Source organism: Sulfoacidibacillus ferrooxidans, from assembly GCF_022606465.1.
Classification (GTDB): domain Bacteria; phylum Bacillota; class Bacilli; order Alicyclobacillales; family SLC66; genus Sulfoacidibacillus; species Sulfoacidibacillus ferrooxidans.
The window spans coordinates 862,146-881,769 of sequence record NZ_JALBUF010000001.1 but is presented as its reverse complement, the minus strand read 5'-3'; the positions used below and the strand labels follow the sequence as shown (position 1 = coordinate 881,769).

At 44.5% G+C, this 19,624-nt stretch carries 20 protein-coding genes; 18 read left to right on the top strand and 2 right to left on the bottom strand.

Annotation, left to right across the window (positions count from 1 at the left end; translation table 11 throughout):
- The first annotated feature begins 2 nt into the window (after positions 1–2).
- The 11 genes from mfd to MM817_RS04295 all read left to right on the top strand — a co-directional run bounded on the left by mfd (position 3) and on the right by MM817_RS04295 (position 10,972).
- Entirely contained in the window at positions 3–3,533 is a 3,531-nt protein-coding gene (gene mfd / locus MM817_RS04345) for a transcription-repair coupling factor (RefSeq protein WP_241712191.1), read from the top strand.
- Entirely contained in the window at positions 3,523–4,476 is a 954-nt protein-coding gene (locus MM817_RS04340) for a peptidylprolyl isomerase (RefSeq protein ID WP_241712190.1), read from the top strand. The genes mfd and MM817_RS04340 overlap by 11 nt, the downstream gene beginning before the upstream one ends.
- Positions 4,477–4,639: 163 nt before the next feature.
- Positions 4,640–5,182, top strand: coding sequence for a stage V sporulation protein T (gene spoVT / locus MM817_RS04335; RefSeq protein ID WP_241712189.1), 543 nt, complete (start codon positions 4,640–4,642; stop codon positions 5,180–5,182).
- A gap of 148 nt (positions 5,183–5,330) precedes the next feature.
- A complete protein-coding gene (locus tag MM817_RS04330; RefSeq protein WP_241712188.1) occupies positions 5,331–6,974 on the top strand; it encodes a putative polysaccharide biosynthesis protein in 1,644 nt (547 codons plus the stop codon).
- 14 nt (positions 6,975–6,988) lie between these two features.
- The gene (gene yabN / locus MM817_RS17215) at positions 6,989–8,455 is read left to right on the top strand and encodes a bifunctional methyltransferase/pyrophosphohydrolase YabN (RefSeq protein WP_241712187.1); all 1,467 of its coding nucleotides are present in this window, start codon (positions 6,989–6,991) and stop codon (positions 8,453–8,455) included.
- 71 nt (positions 8,456–8,526) lie between these two features.
- Positions 8,527–8,799, top strand: coding sequence for an HU family DNA-binding protein (locus MM817_RS04320; protein ID WP_241712186.1), 273 nt, complete (start codon positions 8,527–8,529; stop codon positions 8,797–8,799).
- Positions 8,800–9,105: an RNA-binding S4 domain-containing protein gene (locus MM817_RS04315; RefSeq protein WP_241712185.1), complete on the top strand. Its 306-nt coding sequence runs from the start codon at positions 8,800–8,802 to the stop codon at positions 9,103–9,105. It abuts the gene before it with no gap.
- Between the two features lie 90 nt (positions 9,106–9,195).
- The gene (gene yabP / locus MM817_RS04310) at positions 9,196–9,492 is read left to right on the top strand and encodes a sporulation protein YabP (protein WP_241712184.1); all 297 of its coding nucleotides are present in this window, start codon (positions 9,196–9,198) and stop codon (positions 9,490–9,492) included.
- Positions 9,493–9,504: 12 nt separating this feature from the next.
- Positions 9,505–10,137 carry a spore cortex biosynthesis protein YabQ gene (yabQ, locus tag MM817_RS04305; RefSeq protein WP_241712183.1) on the top strand — a complete coding sequence of 211 codons (633 nt, stop codon included), beginning with the start codon at positions 9,505–9,507 and terminating at the stop codon, positions 10,135–10,137.
- Positions 10,138–10,148: 11 nt separating this feature from the next.
- Entirely contained in the window at positions 10,149–10,484 is a 336-nt protein-coding gene (locus MM817_RS04300; RefSeq protein ID WP_241712182.1) for an FtsB family cell division protein, read from the top strand.
- An 80-nt stretch (positions 10,485–10,564) separates the two neighbouring features.
- Positions 10,565–10,972 carry a S1 domain-containing RNA-binding protein gene (locus MM817_RS04295; protein WP_241712181.1) on the top strand — a complete coding sequence of 136 codons (408 nt, stop codon included), beginning with the start codon at positions 10,565–10,567 and terminating at the stop codon, positions 10,970–10,972.
- A gap of 163 nt (positions 10,973–11,135) precedes the next feature.
- On the opposite strand, the gene cmpA is transcribed toward MM817_RS04295, so the two are convergent.
- On the bottom strand, positions 11,136–11,270 hold the full coding sequence (gene cmpA / locus MM817_RS04290; RefSeq protein WP_241712180.1) for a cortex morphogenetic protein CmpA: 135 nt from the start codon (positions 11,268–11,270) through the stop codon (positions 11,136–11,138).
- A gap of 34 nt (positions 11,271–11,304) precedes the next feature.
- Positions 11,305–11,745 carry a ComE operon protein 2 gene (locus tag MM817_RS04285; RefSeq protein WP_241712179.1) on the bottom strand — a complete coding sequence of 147 codons (441 nt, stop codon included), beginning with the start codon at positions 11,743–11,745 and terminating at the stop codon, positions 11,305–11,307.
- Positions 11,746–11,980: 235 nt separating this feature from the next.
- Here MM817_RS04285 and spoIIE point away from each other — a divergent pair, with 235 nt between their 5' ends.
- From spoIIE to hpt, 7 genes are all read left to right on the top strand, one after another.
- Positions 11,981–14,551, top strand: coding sequence for a stage II sporulation protein E (gene spoIIE, locus MM817_RS04280; RefSeq protein ID WP_241712178.1), 2,571 nt, complete (start codon positions 11,981–11,983; stop codon positions 14,549–14,551).
- Between the two features lie 64 nt (positions 14,552–14,615).
- Positions 14,616–15,362: a vWA domain-containing protein gene (locus MM817_RS04275; protein WP_241712177.1), complete on the top strand. Its 747-nt coding sequence runs from the start codon at positions 14,616–14,618 to the stop codon at positions 15,360–15,362.
- A complete protein-coding gene (locus MM817_RS04270; protein ID WP_241712176.1) occupies positions 15,352–16,335 on the top strand; it encodes a protein kinase domain-containing protein in 984 nt (327 codons plus the stop codon). The genes MM817_RS04275 and MM817_RS04270 overlap by 11 nt, the downstream gene beginning before the upstream one ends.
- Before the next feature lie 58 nt (positions 16,336–16,393).
- A complete protein-coding gene (locus tag MM817_RS04265) occupies positions 16,394–17,158 on the top strand; it encodes a threonine/serine exporter family protein (RefSeq protein ID WP_241712175.1) in 765 nt (254 codons plus the stop codon).
- Positions 17,159–17,198: 40 nt separating this feature from the next.
- Positions 17,199–17,627: a threonine/serine exporter family protein gene (locus MM817_RS04260; protein ID WP_241712174.1), complete on the top strand. Its 429-nt coding sequence runs from the start codon at positions 17,199–17,201 to the stop codon at positions 17,625–17,627.
- Positions 17,617–19,017: a tRNA lysidine(34) synthetase TilS gene (tilS, locus tag MM817_RS04255; protein WP_241712173.1), complete on the top strand. Its 1,401-nt coding sequence runs from the start codon at positions 17,617–17,619 to the stop codon at positions 19,015–19,017. The genes MM817_RS04260 and tilS overlap by 11 nt, the downstream gene beginning before the upstream one ends.
- 54 nt (positions 19,018–19,071) lie before the next feature.
- The gene (gene hpt / locus MM817_RS04250) at positions 19,072–19,614 is read left to right on the top strand and encodes a hypoxanthine phosphoribosyltransferase (protein WP_241712172.1); all 543 of its coding nucleotides are present in this window, start codon (positions 19,072–19,074) and stop codon (positions 19,612–19,614) included.
- Positions 19,615–19,624 lie beyond the last annotated feature (10 nt).

The following is a 19,624-nucleotide window of genomic DNA, read 5'->3' as shown; positions in this document are numbered from 1 at the left end:
ATTTGCAAGAAATTGTCCACTATTTTTCTGAAATTGACGATGTGATGATGCTGCGTAAAGGACTTGTTAAAAAAGGTGCACAACAAGTGGTTGTAGGTCTTGACTCTTCTGCTAGACATTTATTGTACGCATCGCTTGCACTAACGGAAGGTCAAATTGTCATTGTGACACATTCGATGCAAGTGGCTGAAACCATTGTGGCGGAAGTGGGAGAATGGCTAGGAGATTGGCCGATTTACTTATTTCCTGAACGTGAATTGTCTCATAGCGATTTTGTCGCATATAGTCCAGAACTTGCAGCTTTACGTATGGAAACATTGGCTGCACTCCATATGGGGACTGCAAAAGTAGTTGTGACTACGATTCGGGCACTGCGGCAAGCAACACTCCCAAAGTCTGCACTCCATGAGCATTTGTTGCATGTTGTTCTCGGGCAACAGGTAGCACTACAACATATTTTACACACATTAGTATCCCTTGGATATGAAAGAGCGGATATGGTGGAGACACGTGGCCAATTTAGCGTTCGTGGCGGCATTGTCGATGTGTATCCGCTGTTTGGCCAAGCGACGCGACTTGAGTGGTTTGATGATGAAATTGATTCTATTCGATACTTTGACGCAGAAACGCAACGCTCAAGTGATCAAATTAAAGAAGTGACAATTTGGCCTGTTCGTGAATTGATTGCCAGTTTGTCACAGATGACTGCCGTTGCAGATCGCATGGAAGCGGAAATGAATACCTATGTGTCGAAACTCGATGCGGCTGATGTTGCGGAAAATGTACAAAAGCATGTAGGGCATGACATCGCACGCATGCGAGAAGGAATTCACTTTCCAGGACTTATACGTTATGCGAATCGGTTTTATCACGAACATTATGCATTTCAGGACTATATTTCACAGGACGCAGTCATGATTTACGATGAACCATCACGTTTGCGAGAGACGATGGAGCGCATTTCGCGAGAAGAAATGGAGTGGACTACTGCAGCGCTGGAACATGGCGAGATGTTACCTGGATTGATTGATGAGATTTACGTTGATTCGCTGTTTCATGGAAGTTCACAGCGACAGGTGTTTGTCACCTTGCTCCCTAGGCAGATTCCTGGTGCATCTGGTGCTTCTATGGTCAACTTTACGGTGCGCTCGATGCCTTTATTTCATGGGCAGTTGCCCCTATTAAAAACAGAGCTAGGGCGTTTCCAAAAAACACATCAACATGTAGTCTTTTTAGCGGGCAATGAGGAGCGTGCAGAACGGCTATTACACGTTTTAGAGGATTTTTCAATCGATGTTGAGCGAAGAACTCACTTTGATTCGAGGGCAGAATGTCCGACGCTTATGATCGGGGGAATATCCAGCGGTTTTGAATTGCCTGCAGCACGTCTTGTAATCATTACAGAAAATGAGATTTTTGTAAACCGCAGACGAGCTCGTAAGGTGCGTTCAGATGCTTCTGAAGCAACGCGCATTAAAAGTTATCAAGACCTAAATATCGGAGACTTCGTTGTTCACTCCAGTCACGGAATAGCTGAGTACATGGGGATTGAAACACTGGAAATTGGCGGAGTACATCGGGATTATCTCAATTTGCGTTACGCTGGAAATGACAAATTGTACGTGCCTATTGATCAAATTCACCTCATTCAAAAATATTTAGGAAGTGAAGAAAAAGAGCCGCGTGTTCATCACTTAGGTGGCTCAGACTGGACGCGCACAAAAAGCAAGGTACAAAAAACGGTTCGAGATATTGCTCAAGATTTAATCAAGTTGTACGCAAAGAGGGAATCAGCGCCAGGCTATGCATTCAAATCAGACACAGAGTGGCAAAGAGATTTTGAGTCGATGTTTGCTTACGAGGAGACTCCTGATCAGTTACGAGCTATCGAGGACATCAAAAAAGATATGGAAAAATCAAGGCCAATGGATCGATTGCTTTGTGGTGATGTCGGATACGGCAAAACAGAAGTAGCTATTCGCGCGGCGTCAAAGGCTGTATTTGATGGAAAACAGGTGGCTGTGCTCGTTCCTACAACCATCTTGGCACAACAGCATTATGAGACATTCCGGGAACGTTTTGCGGGGTTTCCTGTCACGATTGAAGTTCTCAGTCGGTTTCGCACAAAGGGTGAAACGACAAAGGTACTTGAAGGGATCGAAAAAGGTATTGTCGATATCGTCATTGGCACTCATCGCTTATTGCAAAAAAATATAAAATTTAAAGATCTAGGACTTCTTATCGTTGATGAGGAGCAACGTTTTGGTGTAACGCACAAAGAAAAATTAAAGCAATTGCGAGCTAATGTCGATTGTTTGACGTTGACTGCAACACCGATTCCAAGGACGCTGCATATGTCAATGGTTGGCGTTAGAGATTTATCTGTCATTGAAACGCCACCAGAGAATCGTTTTCCTGTTCAGACCTATGTGGTAGAATATAACGATGCTTTACTTCGTGAAGCGATCGAGCGAGAAATTGGTCGGGGCGGTCAAGTGTACGTATTGTACAATCAGGTAAATAATATTCAGTCGATCGCAGATCGAGTTGCACGACTTGTGCCAGAAGCACGAGTTGGGATTGGTCATGGGCAAATGGCTGAGGATGAGCTAGAACGCGCCATGTTGGACTTTTTACAGGGTGAAACAGACGTTCTTGTGTCGACGACCATTATTGAAACTGGCTTGGATATTCCAAATGTCAACACGTTGATCGTTTTTCATGCAAATCGTATGGGATTATCTCAATTGTATCAGTTGCGCGGACGCGTGGGACGATCTAATCGAATTGCATATGCGTACTTCACTTACCAACCAGATAAGGTACTATCTGAGGTGGCAGAAAAACGGTTGCAAGCAATCAAAGAGTTCACTGAACTAGGAAGTGGATTTAAAATTGCTATGCGAGATTTGGCTATCCGTGGTGCAGGTAATATTCTTGGAGCAGAGCAACACGGCCATATTGGGGCAGTGGGTTTCGATATGTACACAGAGATGCTCGCAGAGGCAGTGCGCGAGTTGCGCGGTGAAGTAGTGGAGGAGAAGGCTGATCCGATCGTTGAGATCACGGTAGATGCCTTTTTGCCAGAGACGTATGTTGCTGAACCTTCGCAGAAAGTAGAGTTGTATAAGAAAATGATTGCTTGTCGTACGCTTGACGAAGTAGCAGATCTTCGCGATGAAATAGAAGATCGTTTTGGTACTATGCCAGAGCAAGTGGAAAATTTACTTTCTGTAGCAAAAATTCGTGCATATGCCATTCAATATGATTTAGCATCCGTAGTAAAAAAGGGCACAGACATTCATATCTCCATACGTCCTGACTCTAAAAAAGGGATTACAGGGGAATCTGTCCTTGAGTTGATTAAGTTATTCCCTAAGCGAATGGGAATGAAGTCAAATAACGGATTATATCTCTTAATGGTCGAAGGTCGCGGCATAGGTGAACAGGATGTATTGCAGATGGTTCTGCGAATTTTAGAGCACTTAGGCAAATTGATGGATAAACAGGAGGAATTGCAAAATGTCCAGTAATAATAAATCAGGTATTAAACGAGCAATGCTTGCACTTACATCTGTGGCTTTTGTTGCTACGCTCGCTGGGTGCGGAACGCAATCAGCGACCAACTCAACGAGTAATCCAAGTGGCTCCACAGTTGTAGCAACATACAATGGGGGGACTGTAACAGCTTCCCAGATGGACAAGCAGATCAAGATTGAGGAATTAACGAATCCTAAACTGACCATTACAAAGACCGTCAAGACGCAAATTATTCAGCAGTATGTATTGTATTTTAAGTTGCTTGCTCAAAAGGAGCAGCAGGCGGGTATTACGGTCCCTCAAAATGAAGTATCACAACAAGTATTGGCAGCTAAACAGTATTGGATTCAGTCACAATATAGTGGTTCTTCTACATCCTTTGATGCTAAGATGCAGCAACTCAACTTAACTGATGCCGATTTGGCTGAATTTATTAAGGCGGGGCTATTATTGGACAAGTATGCAGGCACGCTTGTTAAAACAGTTCCTCTTACCGATCAGCAGCAATATTACAAACAAAATATTGAACAGTTTACGACTGTGACCTTGCGTCACATTCTTGTGAAGACATTACCGCTTGCTCAAAAAATTTACCAAGAGTTGCGTAATGGCGGCAATTGGGACAAACTCGCTAAAGAGTATTCGATCGATACAGGATCAAAAAATGACGGTGGATTGTATCAGAATCAAAGTCCCGCCAATTGGGTTCCTTCGTTTGCACATCACGCTATGACCCAGCCGATTGGCGAGATTGGGAGTCCGTTTAAATCTCGTTATGGATACCATGTCATGGAGGTTATTTCTCGTAAAACAGAGCCCTTTAGCCAAGTGCAATCGGCTATTGCACAACAATTGACTACGCAACAAGAACAAAAGGTGTTACCTCCCCTTTTGTCAGATATGCAAAACAAGGCGAATATCAAAGTTACCTTGTAAAGTTGGTATATTGTATGGAGAATGGGACTTCTGGGGATGAATCTTCAGGGGTCCTTTTTTCCATTATATAACGGCGTGTAATTTGGTAAATTTCCGCGGAATCGGACAAGATAAGGTCAGGCGTAAGAAGCAACCGTCTTAACAGAAAGTGAGGCGTGTCCATTTGAAAGCTACTGGTATCGTAAGAAGGATTGATGACTTAGGGCGGGTTGTCATTCCTAAAGAGATTCGTCGAACATTGCGCATCCGTGAAGGGGATCCACTTGAGATTTTTGTGGATCGTGACGGGGAGGTCATTTTGAAAAAGTATTCACCAATTGGAGAACTTGGTGAATTTGCTAAGGAGTATGCGGAGTCGCTCAATGAAACATTAGGACATATTGCGATTATCTCAGATCGCGATACGATTATAGCGACAGCCGGACCTTCTAAGAAAGAATACTTAGAGAAGCCTGTTGGTCCTGATTTAGAAAAAGTGATGGAAGATCGCAAGATGATCATGTCGATCACGTCGGGAGACGTACAAATTGTAAGGGATAAATGGGAACATGTAGGGTCGCATGTGATTGTCCCCATTATTTTTAATGGAGATCCTATCGGAAGTGTTGCATTAGTAGCTCGCGATGAAGTAACTAAAATGGGTGAAATCGAGCAAAAATTGGCGGAAACAGCAGCTGGGTTCCTTTCTAAGCAAATGGATCAATAAATTGGATCGTCGGTAAGTGGCATTAGGACTTATTACTTAGGAGCATGAATGTAATGCTCCTTCTTTGTTTATCTAAAACTCGTATAACTCAGACCCTGTCCCAGTATACTCGTCATATATCAGTTCTTGGACAGGAGCGGATTTTGACGTGTCTTCTACCTCAAGTAAAACATTCCTGCGCGGTGCGTTGGTATTAGCAATTGCTGCCATGATATCGAAAATGCTGGGATCGGTATATACCGTGTTGTTGCAAAACGTGATTGGCGATAGTGGCATGGGGTTATACCAGATGGCTTATCCCATCTATGCTACATTGCTTGTCATATCAACTGCAGGGTTTCCCGTTGCAGTATCAAAATACGTGAGTGAGTATACTGCGCTTGGCGATGTAGCATCAGCGAAAAAAATTTACCACGTTTCCTTTGCTTTATTGTCCGTAGTAGGATTTCTTTGCGCAGTGAGCTTGTACCTATCTGCAGGCTTCTTTGCACGGATTTCAGGTGATCCTAAGGCCATTTACGCGATTCAGGCGATTGCCCCAGCATTATTTGTGGTTCCTGCTATGAGCACGATGCGCGGCTACTTTCAAGGATGGCAGATGATGAATCCAACTGCCGTATCGCAGGTGGTCGAGCAGTTTGTACGTGTAGCTACAATCCTCATCGGTGCGTATGTAGTTTTACACTTTGGGTTTGGCGATGCATTTGCGGCGGCTGCAGCTGCTTTTGGTGCTGTAAGTGGTGGAATTGCTGGATTTCTCGTGATGGCCTATTATTTCTGGCGTTATCGCAAAAAAGCGGAGGACGGCGGCTCTAAGCGATTTCAAACAAAACAAGTCACAAAAGTTCATGTGCCACTAAGTACTGTGCAGATATTAAAGCGTTTACTGTACTATGCGATACCGGTAAGCTTAGGTGCACTTGTCATTCCTCTTACAAGTAATGTGGATGCGTTGACCGTTACGAATCTCTTGAAGCAAGAGGGGTTATCCCAACTTGCTGCGACGCGTGATTTTGGGTTGCTTGCGGGACGGGCTTTTAAACTGATGATGTTACCTGCTGCATTAGCCGGCTCTATTGGTACTGCGCTTATGCCATCTGTCTCGCAGGCGAACGCTTTACGGCAAGAGCAAGACACGTCAACGCGCATTCTTCTTGGCATGCGTGTAGCCATACTATTCTCACTCCCCGCTGCAGTTGGACTATTCATCCTCGGCAAACCAATTGATATTGCATTATTTCAAAATTCTGCAGGTTATCATAGTATTGAGATTCTTGGTGCGGCTACATTTTTTAGTAGTGTACAAATAGCACTTGCTGCTAGTTTGCAAGGATTGGGTGCTGTTTATATTCCGTTACGTAGTTTACTAGTTGGCACGATACTAAAAGTTGCGTTAAACTTTCTATTAGTTCCGCATTTCGGTATTGATGGGGCGGCAATCGCGACTACGGTCAGTTATACTGTAGCTGCAGCGATGAATTTCATGAGTCTTAGGAGGCTTGTGGGTCCTTCGATTTCGATGACTAAGATGTTATGGAAACCAGCATTTGCGACTTTTGTTATGGGCGCATTTACTTTTGCTGTCTATCGTCAATGGGATCATCTTGGCTTGTCAGTTGACCCTCGCATAGACGCATTTTTGGTGACTGCTGTCGGAGTGAGTGTGGGCATTGTCGTCTATGTATTCATGTTAGTTGTTGCAGGTTCAGTAACGGCAACAGAGCTAAGTGCAATGCCAAAGGTTGGAGTACCTTTAGTGCGGTTCTTTCGTCGCATGGGCATGATTGCGTGATATGGGGGATTCGTGTGGGTGTTATCACTATTGTGGGGCTTGGTCCTGGATCGGTAGAAGGACTACCTTATGGGACGTTACAGCGGTTGAAGTCAGGTATGCCTGTATATTTACGAACAGCGCGGCACCCAGTGGTGTCGTTTCTTGATGAGCAAGGAATTCCCTATGAGGCGTTAGATTATTTTTATGAACAAGCAGAGACATTTGCAAAAGTATATGAGTCGATTGTGGAGCATCTGTTACATCAAGTGGATAGTGTAGGTCAATTGATGTATGCAGTTCCAGGTCATCCGGCCATTGCGGAGCGGACAGTGAGTCTGTTAGTACAACAGGCGAGCGAGCATGGACATCAAGTTGTATTTGGACAAGGGCATAGTTTTCTAGATGATGTGTTGCTGAGACTTGGCATAGATCCAATCGAGGGGCTTGTCTTCATTGATGCAAGTGATACGGATTCTGCGCATCTCAATCCGCGTATGCATACGATGATTGTGCAAATGTATAATCGCGAAAAGGCAGCAGATGTAAAGATTGCATTATCAGAAGTATATGGGGATGAATATGTAGTTACGGTCGTTCGTGCGGTGGGGCTAGAAGATGAAGAAGTCGTGCAGTTGCCACTCTATCAACTCGATCGTGTTGCAAGTATAGATCATTTGACCACCGTATATGTCCCACCTGTAGTCGAACATCTGGAGGAGCTAGGCGAGTTTTCTGCTCTGCTTGAGATAGTCGCACATCTGCGCTCCCCTGAAGGTTGTCCATGGGATATGGAGCAAACTCATGAATCATTGATCCCGTATGTGTTAGAAGAAGCGTATGAAGTGGTTGATTCGATTCAAAAAGGCGATATGGATGGTGTGATGAAAGAGTTAGGAGATCTACTGCTGCAAGTTGCTTTGCACGGTCAGATCGGCACTGAAGAAGGGTATTTTACAATGCGCGATATCATACGGGCTGTGTCTACAAAACTCATTTTTCGACATCCACATGTATTCGGGCAAGATGAGGCAAAAGATGTTGGAACGGCTATTGAGAACTGGGAATACATGAAGAGTTTAGAAAAAAGCGATGATCAATCTAAACAATTGGTATCGATTTTGGATCAAGTTAAATATGCACAACCGCCGCTTCGCGAGAGTGTCAAATTACAACAAAAAGCAGCTGAAGTTGGGTTTGATTGGCCTGATATACAGGGAGCTTTATGTAAATTACGCGAGGAATTAGATGAGGTGATTGAAGCCGCATCTGTAGTACAACAGAAAGAAGAGATTGGTGATCTGTTATTCTCGGTCATTAATGTCGCAAGGCATCTTTCCATCGATCCAGAAGTGGCATTACAGGCGGCAAACAAGAAATTTAGGACGAGATTTCAGGAGGTCGAACATCAGTTAGCGGAGAAAAATTGGTCGTTTTCCGATTCTACCCTTGATATTCTCGAGGAATTTTGGCAAAATGCGAAAGAAAGGGAGACATTGTAGCAGGAGTTCTCTTATTACTTCACGAATAGTGACCAATGAAAATACCGCCTTTGAAAGGGGCATACGGTTTTATGAATAAAGTGGACTTGATTAACAAGGTAACAGATAAAACACAATTAAAGAAAAAGGACATTGAAGTAGCGATCAATGCCATGCTTGAATCGATCTCAGAAGCTTTAGCAGAGGGAGATAAAGTGCAATTAATTGGTTTTGGTACTTTTGAAACGCGTAAGCGCGCAGCGCGTAGTGGGCGCAATCCACAAACAGGAGAAGTAATCTCCATTCCAGAATCACTAGTGCCTGCATTTAAACCCGGGAATAAACTCAAAGACGTGACTAAGTAAATGCGAGTAGATAAGTTCCTTAAGGTATCACGGCTTATTAAACGCCGTACCTTAGCTAAAGAAATATGTGATAGTGGTCGAGTTGAAGTCAATGGGAGAACGGCTAAGGCGGGTACTGAGGTGAACGTGGGAGATCAACTCATGATACGCTTTGGCCAACGCATTCTAACCGTTTCGATCGATAAAATAGTAGAGCAGATCCGTAAAGAAAATGTGCTTGAACTGTATACTGTGGTAAAAGATGAAAAACGACCAGGCTCGGGCAATGGAGCATATGACGATGACGAAGACGATCTAGATGACTAGATCGTCTTTGTTCTATTTTGGCGAGAAAAACCATATGGTGATGTATCTAAGTCGTACAGGCTCTGACGTACCACAGGAGGTGGCAACAAGGTGCCAGATGAACGGCAGCGTAGAGAAGTAGAAAAACATCAGGTTCTCGTCGTGAACCGTAAGTATGCAGAGGTGACGGGAGTCATCAATATTGAATCGTTTGATGTGAGAGAATTTGTACTACAAACGACGAGTGGCATGCTTGCTATTCGCGGGGAAAATTTACACATTAAAGCACTTAGCCTGGAGAATGGGTTGGTGTCCATTGAAGGGACAATGTTTGACTTTGCCTATTTTGACGAGGGGTCAAGCACGGCTCAAAAGGCAAAAGGCTTGCTTGGAAAAATATTTAAGTAACCGGGGATGAGTATGGAACTTCAAGCGCAATATGCCACGGCCATATTGATGAGCGTCGCTGGGGCGACGCTCGGAGCAGTGTATGACATGTATCGAACCTGCATAAAAGAATGGCGTTTTTTACGAATATATTCGTCGCTGCTTGACTTATCATTTTGGGGATTTGCGGTACTATTTGTATTTACATTATTGCTAGGTGCAAATGATGGAGATGTGCGGATTGTTGTGTTTGTTTTGCTCTCGCTAGGTTGGCTCGTGTATTACTACACTGCACATGCACTCGTAGTAGCTAGTACCCGCCTTGTTGTTCGCGTATTGTATCAGGTAATACGGTTTATATATCGGATGTTTGTTATCGTGTTTGTTATGCCTTTAGTCTACGTGTTTAAGGTGTTTGTCTATGTCTTGCATGTGTTGGACGGCGTTTTGTTGATGGTAGAACCTATCATTGTGTGGCCTGTGATCAAGACGGGCGATGGGCTACTGCTCACAAATCGAGGTATTCAAAAAATTGTTCTACCTTGGTGGAAAAAAGGGAAGGATAACGGCATGCGCATGGCGAATCAATATAAGACAATCATCGTAGGTTGGTTACAGCCTAGTCGACCAAACGATGAAGATCGGGATGACGAAGACGAGACATAGGGGCAGGTAACATGGAACGAGAACTCGCAACGAAAGTTGTACGCATGGAGAAGCCATCTAAACGGAAATTCCCCATTAAACTGCGTCATGTAATTGTACTTGCATTTGTAGTTTGGGGCGCCTATACATATCTGTTTGTACAACGCCCATTATTGGAGCAAGAAGCGATGACAAAGGCAAAGGTTGCTGATCAGGTGAGTGCTGCCACACAAGAGTCACAGCAGCTTGCACAAGAAGTAACTGCACTACACTCCAACCAGTACATTGCGCAGTTAGCTGAGCGCAAGTACAATTTAATTCAACATGGGGATATATTGTTCACGACAACTCCGCCAGAGGCGAATTGAGTTCTCCTTGACACATTTTTCAATCCTCCGCTATAATCTGTAATATAGATGTGATGTTAAGAGGGGGCTCTTTCGCTTTTATGTCGATTGAACTGGGCAGCAAATTGGAAGGTAAAGTGACGGGCATTACACATTTTGGTGCATTTATTTTATTGCCAAGTGGAGAAACAGGTCTCGTTCACATCTCAGAAATTGCCGATTCATACGTACGGGACATTAATGAACATTTGAAGGTTAATGATCCAGTTACTGTAAAGGTCATCAATGTTGACAATGGCAAGATTGGATTGTCCATTCGTCAAGCTGCGGATAATCCTGTACCGCAAAGACCGCAAAGGCCTCAAAGACCAAGGAATAATGAACGTCCGGTTGGAAGGCAAACTTTTGAAGATAAGATGTTGAGATTTATGAAAGATAGTGAAGATCGATTGCAAGCGCTCAAACGTAGCGAATCAAAAAGAGGCGGCAGAGGCGGTCGAAGAAGTTAGTTTAAAGGTAGCCTCGGCATGCTAACAGGCCCAACTTTATGGACTTGCAAAAGAGCTGTAGCACTTTATTTCATTTTACATGATCGAGATATAAAGGAACGCGCCGACTCACACATTGGTCGGCGCGTTCCTTTATAGTGCCTTTTTGAACAACCTCTTATAGTTAATTGATCTGATCCAACCCATCTACCTGCGTCGTTCGCCGATATTTATAATACACGCGGTTTAACATGAGCACAGAACGTTTATCCCCATCTCGAAACGCCCGCAGGAGTTGGTTTTTAAGCCAATTCGGCATGATGAGCATCCCCTCGTTAACCATGGATACCCTACTATACGCTAGTGCTGCGCAATTGCCCCAAATAGACAAGGGTAACGTTTGCTTGCGCGAATAGTTCAAGTGCATATGGATCGATATGATATTCCTCCGCATAAATCACTTTTGCAATGCCAGCTTGAATAATCTGTTTTGTGCACTGTAGACAAGGAAAATGAGTGACGTAAAGATCTGCATCGCGCGTACTAACCCCAAACTTTGCACACTGTAAGATAGCGTTGCTCTCAGCATGGACTGTGCGAATACAGTGGCCATCCACGACTTTACAACCTACATCGATACAATGAACATCCCCTGCAACACTGCCATTATACCCAGAGGCGATGGTTCGCTTTTCACGTACAATCACAGCCCCTACTTGTTTGCGATTACACGTGCTCCGAGTCGCTACTAGTGAAGCCATTTCTATAAAATATGCATCCCATGGTTTTCGCATACAATCGATCCTTTACTCTGTAAATTGACAACATGTCGATTCTTAGTATCACCTCAAACGACAGCAGGTGCAATGGATAAGTGAATTTGTCGGGCAATCTGATTATTTGACGCGAATTGCCGATGATTTTGTCGGTAAATTTGTTGTGTTTATATACAGGCTTTGACAAAGTTCGCTTGCTCGTCCATCTACAATAAAGCTATTCTATTATCCTATGATCGGGTGGTGCGATTTTATGCATTCGAAAAGCAAACAAAAGGGCAAGGGCATATATGGTATGCGTCCGCCTATTCATTTGGTATCTGCCACATCTGAGTCTCGGGCTCATACACTTCCCCCGCAGACAGATTTTTCGCAAGCAGAGCCCAAACGATTGAATCAACATTTGGTGCGTATTCGCTTTATGCTCATCGCGCTTGTCGTCGGTTATTTAATGGGACGAGCGGTGATTCTTGATTCGCTAACACCGTTTGCTCTTGCTGGGTATGCTGTATCACTCAATCTTCGCAAGGGTACATCTGTTTGGGTTGGAACTGGGTTGCTACTAGGATCCATCTCAGCCATGTCGGCAGGTGCAAATCCCTTATTATTACTGGCTATGCTGGTGAGTTATCGACTTTTAATTTACTTTTTCACACGTGTGGATCGCATCGATGTTCATGCTATACCATTTTTGGTGTTTGCAGTGGATGCTGGATTTCGCATCGGGTTTGTACTGCCAACACCACATTTGACACTGTATACAGTCGGAATGGCTGTGGTAGATGGCATTCTTTCCTTTCTTCTCACACTAATGTTTTTACAACTCCCCCCGTTGCTTAGTTCTGCTCGGGTTCAAAAACAGTGGCAAACGGATGAAGTGATTGGCATGGTCATATTACTCGCCTCATTGATGACTGGGTTAAAAGGCGTGTCTATTCATGGGATATCCCTTGAAGGTGTATTTGCGCGCTACCTAGTAGTCGTTTTTGCAGCTGTAGGTGGAGCTGGGATAGCGGGGACAGTGGGTATTGTCACGGGAGTTATCCTCTCTCTTGGTGCATTAACCATGAGCCCTTTAATTGGCATTCTTGGATTCGCAGGTGTTTTAGCAGGAATGCTGCGTGAGGGAAAGCGGTTTTTAATTGGAATTGGATTTCTTGTTGGTTCTGCTATATTAGCTCTCTATTCTTCTCATCCTGCCAGCGCACAGCAAAGTTTGATCTTATCAGCTATTGCCGTGGCCCTCTTTTATATCACACCTAAACGCATGTTTGAAGCGTTAGCGCGGGTCACTCCAGGCACGACGAATCACACATTGCGTCAACAAGAGCACGTCCGCCGCATTAAGTCGATGATGACCAAACGAATTGAAGAGGTAGCTACTGTATTTTCAGAACTTGGAGCTTCTTTTTCTAGTGCAGTGGAAACCCCTTATCGTACACAAGATGTGACAGATCATGCAATTGAATTTACTAAAAGTGAAATATGTGCATCTTGCCGACGGTTTGAGCGATGCTGGAAAAGAGAGGAGGAGCATACAGCGGCAGATTTTAAGGCAGCGTTGCATCAACTTACAGTAGATGAGGAATTGACATTACAAAATGTTCCAAAAGAGTTATATAGTCGATGTATCAAATTAGAACGACTTTTACCTGCGCTACAACGCGCAGAGATATCTTCAACCAGAGAGCACACGCTGCTGCGCCAAGTGCGAGAAAGTCGCAAGTTAGTCGCATCTCAATTGGCTGGTGTAGGTGTCATCATGCGTGATTTAGCGAGTGAGATCGAACGTGAAGAAGGGGCGAGCCGTAAACAAGAGTCTCAGATTATGGCCGCCCTTGCCAAACTTGGGCTCGAGGTACAGGGCATAGACATCGTTTCATTGGAAGAGGGGAAGGTGGAGATTGAAATACTCGAAATGCATCCTTCAGGCCATAATGAGTGTGGAAAATTAGTTGCACCGTTGTTGTCTGAAGTGCTAGGAGAAACGATTACTGTGAAGAAGGCAGAGCCATCTCCAGATGGTTCTTATCAGGTCGTTACACTAGCATCCGCGAAGCGGTTTCAAGTGAGCTCAGGATTTGCTAGTGCTGCTAAAGATGGAACTTTGCAAAGTGGGGATTTCTTTAATGTCGTCGATGTTGGGAACGGACGGTATGCACTAGCACTTAGTGATGGGATGGGCAATGGTGAGCGAGCGCATAGTGAATCGAGTGCCGCTGTCACGATTGTGCAGCAGCTTTTAAAGGCTGGGTTCGACGAGAGTCTAGCGATCAAAACGGTCAATTCAGCTTTGCTCTTGCGGTCTGATCAAGAAATGTATGCAACTCTTGACTTAGCCGTGATCGATCTCTATACGGCTCAAACGGAATTTCTTAAAGTAGGATCTGTACCAAGTTATATTAAGCAAGGGAAGTTTGTGAGTGCATTACATGGGCATAGTTTACCTATAGGAATTTTGTCGCAAATTGAGGTTCAGACAGAGCGGATTCCTCTTTCAGAAGGAGATATGGTGGTCTTTATGTCAGATGGCATTTTAGAGGCTGTATCGCATTTACAGGATCCTGATCACTGGATTGCTCGACAACTAGAACGGTTTGATTCAGATGATCCGCAAATCATTGCAGATTTACTGTTAGAGTCATCTGTACGAGCGGCTGGAGGGCTAATTAAGGATGATATGACGATTCTTTGCGCTAAAATTGAAACATTCAAACCAGAGTGGGCAACCATACACTTGCCCGATTTACCCACCATTCGAAATCGCAAGGGGCGTGCGCGAGCAAAAACACCTGAGCCGCCAAGGCAATTAGTTCAAGTATAGGGAATACACTCCTCATAAAAGGGGAACACTAGCAGTTAACCCGTTTTGCGAGGAGTGATCGCTAGTGTGGACAGATGTTATGCTTAGGCAAATATTGTTAATTACAGATGGTTGTTCAAATATAGGAACAGATCCAGTCTATGTGGCGCAGACGGCACATGAACAAGGGATCACGGTCAGTGTGATTGGCATTTTGGATGATGGTGCACTGGGAGAACAAGGTCGACGAGAAGCGGAAAACATCGCACAAGCAGGGGGCGGAATGTGCCGCATTGTTCGTACCTCTGATCTATCACACACGATGCAAATGGTCACGCAGCGTACGATGCAACTTACTTTACAGCAGGTGGTCAATAAGGAACTGCGGCAGATTATGGGGCATGATCAAGATGCGTTACCTCCAGATGTTCGAACAAAGGTCGCTCGGATGGTGGAGACAGGAACAGAAGAGGTGGATCTTCATATTGCTCTTGTGGTCGATGTTTCGGCCAGTATGACAAATAAAATGCCATCTGTACGAGAAGCGATCAGGGATCTGGAATTTGGGTTATTAGCTAGAGGCGGCAAACATCATGTAGTGGTAGTAACCTATCCTGGCTTGTCAGGTGAAGACGCTCAAGTGTTGCGTTTTGAAGGATCTAGTGTAGCTGACGCTGTAGGTGCGATGCGTGCAGGAGGAAACACCCCTACAGGTCCTGCCTTGTTACTCGCAGTGCGAGCCATGCAAGATCTTCCTCTACAAAATCAATCGCGTATAAAGCGAAATTCTGCAGAGGATGAGGAAGGACGCATGAGACATTATGTCGTTTAATATGCGGGCGGAAACGGATCCGCCCGATATACAAAAAAACAGCGTATTGAATGGACGGTGGAGTGGCGAAACCTATCGCATCATTCAACACTTGGGCACCGGAGCCAATGGAAAGGTCTATCTAGTTTGGCGTAGACAAAGTAGAGTTGCGCTTAAAATAGGTGTTGATGCAACCGCTATTGCACTTGAATATGAGCATTTACGAGAGATTGCTGAAAAAATAAATAACGCAGGAGTCGTTCCTGAATTATTTGAATTAGAAGATGTTGTTGTACATGGAGTCACCTATCCAGTACTCGTCATGGAGTGGATTGATGGCGTAGATGTTGAACAGTTTGTATTACAACGCGGAGATCTATGGGTTGCCGTCTGCTTATGGAAAATCATTCGCCTCATTGATACCCTTCATCAACAGGGTTTCGTTTTTTGTGATATAAAACCTGGTAATCTCCTCTTTGACCTTCAGTCTGCAGAACCTCGCCTTGTTGATTTTGGTGGGGTTACACCTATCGGACAAGCTGTTCGAGAATTCACAGAGATGTACGATCGCGCTTGGTGGGGGCGAGGATCGCGCAAGGCGGACGTAGCTTATGATACATTTGCTTGCGCCATGCTTGGTATGCAGTTAGCTTGTCCCATTTCGAAGGGAGAGTTGGAACGATTGCAAAAGAAAAGTCCTAATGAGCGCAGTGCATTTCTAGATCAACGTCTACACACCACTTGGAAGCAAGATGACTTGCGTATAGCTCTGCAACCTGCACTAAGTGGAACTGCACGTTTAGCTTCCTTGCGCATTGCACTTGCCCCCTTATTACAGCGCACTGCACATCCCACAAAAACAGAAAGAGTTGCAATTCATGATGGAAGATTGAATAGACGAAGGCGATTTGATGCAACGGATTGGGGGCTATTGGTGTCGGTATTGGCCTTTACACTGGCCATGTGTACCTTATGGTGGATTGGCACTTTATAACTTATATCATTTATAATGTCGGTGTACTAGAAATTAATCCCGGATGGGAGGACCAGCTGTGGATGAAGAACGTGTACTCCGATTATGTATGCAGACAGGGCATCTCTTGCTTCGTTATGGTGGAGAGACATCCCGTGTCGAGGAAACGATGGCACATATGGCTAGAGGTGCAGGTGCTCCGCCAGACAGTGTACAAAGTTTTGTTACTCCCACGGGAATATTTATATCGATTACAACTGATAAAGGGACGTTTACACACTTAACCCGCGTGATAGGACCTGCTAGTATGAATCTCGACAAAGTGACACTCTTAAATGATTTGTCCCGTCGATTTCAGCGTGGTGCCTGTACAGTCGATCAGGCATTTGCAGAACTTGTGCGCATCGAACAGGCACCTTCTGTATACCGCCACTGGGTACAAATGATTGCAGCTGCATTGTCTAGTGGCAGTTTTACTGTTATCTTAGGCGGTACAGGAACAGATTTTCTGTGGGGGGCACTGGGTGGTTTTTTGGCACAGGAAACCACTCGATGGTTAACGCGGTATGCTCCGCGATTTTTTTCTGTCTTACTGGCGTCTTTGTTAGGAGCATTAATTGCTGTTTTTAGTAGTGCTATGGGCTTTGCACACGATGAAGGGGCCATCATTATTGGAGCTATTTTGCCATTGCTTCCGGGCCTAGCTGTGACCAATTCGATTCGCGATCTACTTGCAGGAGATCTTTTGTCTGGTGTCGCGCGCGGTGCAGAGGCGCTTTTTACCTCTGTGGCAATTGCTATTGCTGTGGCGATAGCAATTGGAATTAGCCCTCGCATCACTTAAAAGATGACGAGAAGAAGATGGACGTGGAGGGCGGTGTAGAATGGATGTATTATTGAGTATCGTGGCGACGATAGCATTCTCGATTTTATATCAAATTCCACGCAAGGCAATCATCCCAGTTGGCATACTAGGTATGGTTGCAGAACTATTTATGATAGGTGCTCAAAAGGAACATGTCGGAGAAGTTGCTGCAAGTTTTGCTGCTAGTTTGACGATATCACTTCTAAGTGAGGGGTTTGCACGAACATTGCGAATGCCTGTTACTATTTTTGCAGTCCCAGGGATTATCGTGCTAGTACCCGGTATGAATGCCTATCAAACTATGAAGGACTTTGTGACACATCACTATATTTCAGGAATCGCCATGGGAACGGAGACCGCACTTATTGCAGGTGCGCTTGCTTCAGGGCTTGTCATGGTGGGAGTGCTTGCTCGCTCTGTTTGGAGGCCACGTAACCATGTCCATTGAAGAGCAGGTAGGGAAAGTACTACGGTTGTTGCTCGACAGTTCTTGTGGGCCGTTTGACGCTGTGATCGCAGGAATAAGTGGTGGGGTGGACTCCATGGTTCTGTGCGATGTATTGGATTGTTTGCGAAGTACAAAGCCCTTCCCCCTTGTTATCTGTCATGTACATCATGGGTTGCGAGGAGAAGAAGCAGATCGAGATGCACAGATGGTTAAGGAATTTGCAGAAAAAAGAGACCTTCCGGTTACGATAGAATATGTTGAGGTACCTTCGTCAAGACAAGCGGGAGAATCTGTTGAAATGGCAGCGCGACGATTGCGCTACGATGCATTTCAACAGGTTGCAAATGCATATGGCCGATGCATGATTGTCACTGCACATCATGCCAATGATCAAGCAGAAACACTGTTGGATCGGTTATTGCGTGGTACAGGCCCTTCTGGACTACGTGGTATGCGAGAAACACGTAAATTAGGTAGGCATATCTTAGTACGTCCGTTGCTTACAATATATAAGGACGACTTAATGAACTATGCGAATATGAGACGTATTGAGTATGTCGAAGATTCCACTAATCGAGATGTTCGCTTTAAACGCAATCGAATTCGGCAAGAATTACTTCCTTATCTTCGTGCATCGTTCAATCCGCAGATTGATCGAACGCTTGTGCAGTTGGGCAATATTGTTGCTGAGGAGGATCAATATCTAACAAATGTCGCACGGGATCATGCATTAGCTCTCGCTTATCGTGAAATGGAAGGCGTATCAATTTCTCTTAGTGGATTGCAACGGATACCATTCGCTTTACAACGACGTGTCATTAAATTAGTATTAGAGGGTATAGATGAACATGTTGCATGGCACTTTGCGGATATTGAGGCTATTCTGGCTTTGGTTCACTCGCAACGCAAGAGTCGTACCGTGCTTGCGCATGGCTGGATTGCTTCTTCCGCGTTTGATATTCTACATATTGGACGATTGATGTCCCAAAGCGAGTCAAAGGAATTTTCGTGGAATCCATTTATCGTGGATTATCCCGCTGTTTTTTCCTTTCGCCATTTTTATTGGCAAGTTGAAGCGAGAGTGATGGAACGACCGGGTGCGTTTCCCGCTACGCATTGGGAGGCATTCTTTGCATTTGATGAGGAGGATCGATTTATTTTCCGCCCTTTTGTGCAAGGTGATCGCATAGAGCCGCTAGGGATGAAAGGGAGTAAACTTGTCTCAGATCTATTTGTCGAGGGGAAAGTAATGAGAGAAGTTCGATCGATGTACCCCTTGTTGACAACGGCTGCTAATGAAGTGTTATGGGTACCTGGACTCAGTCGTAGTCGAAGCCTGTTGGTGAATCAGAAGTCGTCACTTGTTTTACATGTTGTTCTTAGCAAGTAGGATTTTTCGCTAAATAGAAAACAGTGTATTGTAAGACGCTAGGGAGGAAGGATATTGAGGGAGGATCTTCAAGAACTTTTGTTTTCCGAAGAACAAATTCAAGCGCGTGTAAAACAGATGGGAGAACAAATTGCAAAGGATTATCAAGGGGAAAATCCTATTGCAGTATGCGTTCTAAAAGGTGCAGTATTATTTATGGCAGATTTGATTCGATATATGGACATTCCGCTGGAGATTGATTTTATCGCAACATCTAGTTATGGTGCATCTACTAAGTCGTCTGGTGTCGTTCGCATCTTGAAGGATTTAGATCGCTCAGTGGAAGATCGCCATGTGTTGATTGTTGAGGACATTGTCGATAGTGGGTTGACGTTAAGTTACCTCCGCGATTCACTTTTGCGTAGAAATGCACTGTCGGTGAAGATTGCAACTGCCTTTGACAAGCCGGACGGTCGTACGGTGGATATTACGCCTGATTACAGTGGATTTGTAGTGCCTAATCGCTTTATTGTAGGATACGGCCTTGATTATGCAGAACGCTATCGCAACCTACCTTATGTGGGAGTTCTAAAGCCTGCAGTATATGAAAAGAATTAAAGTGAACGAT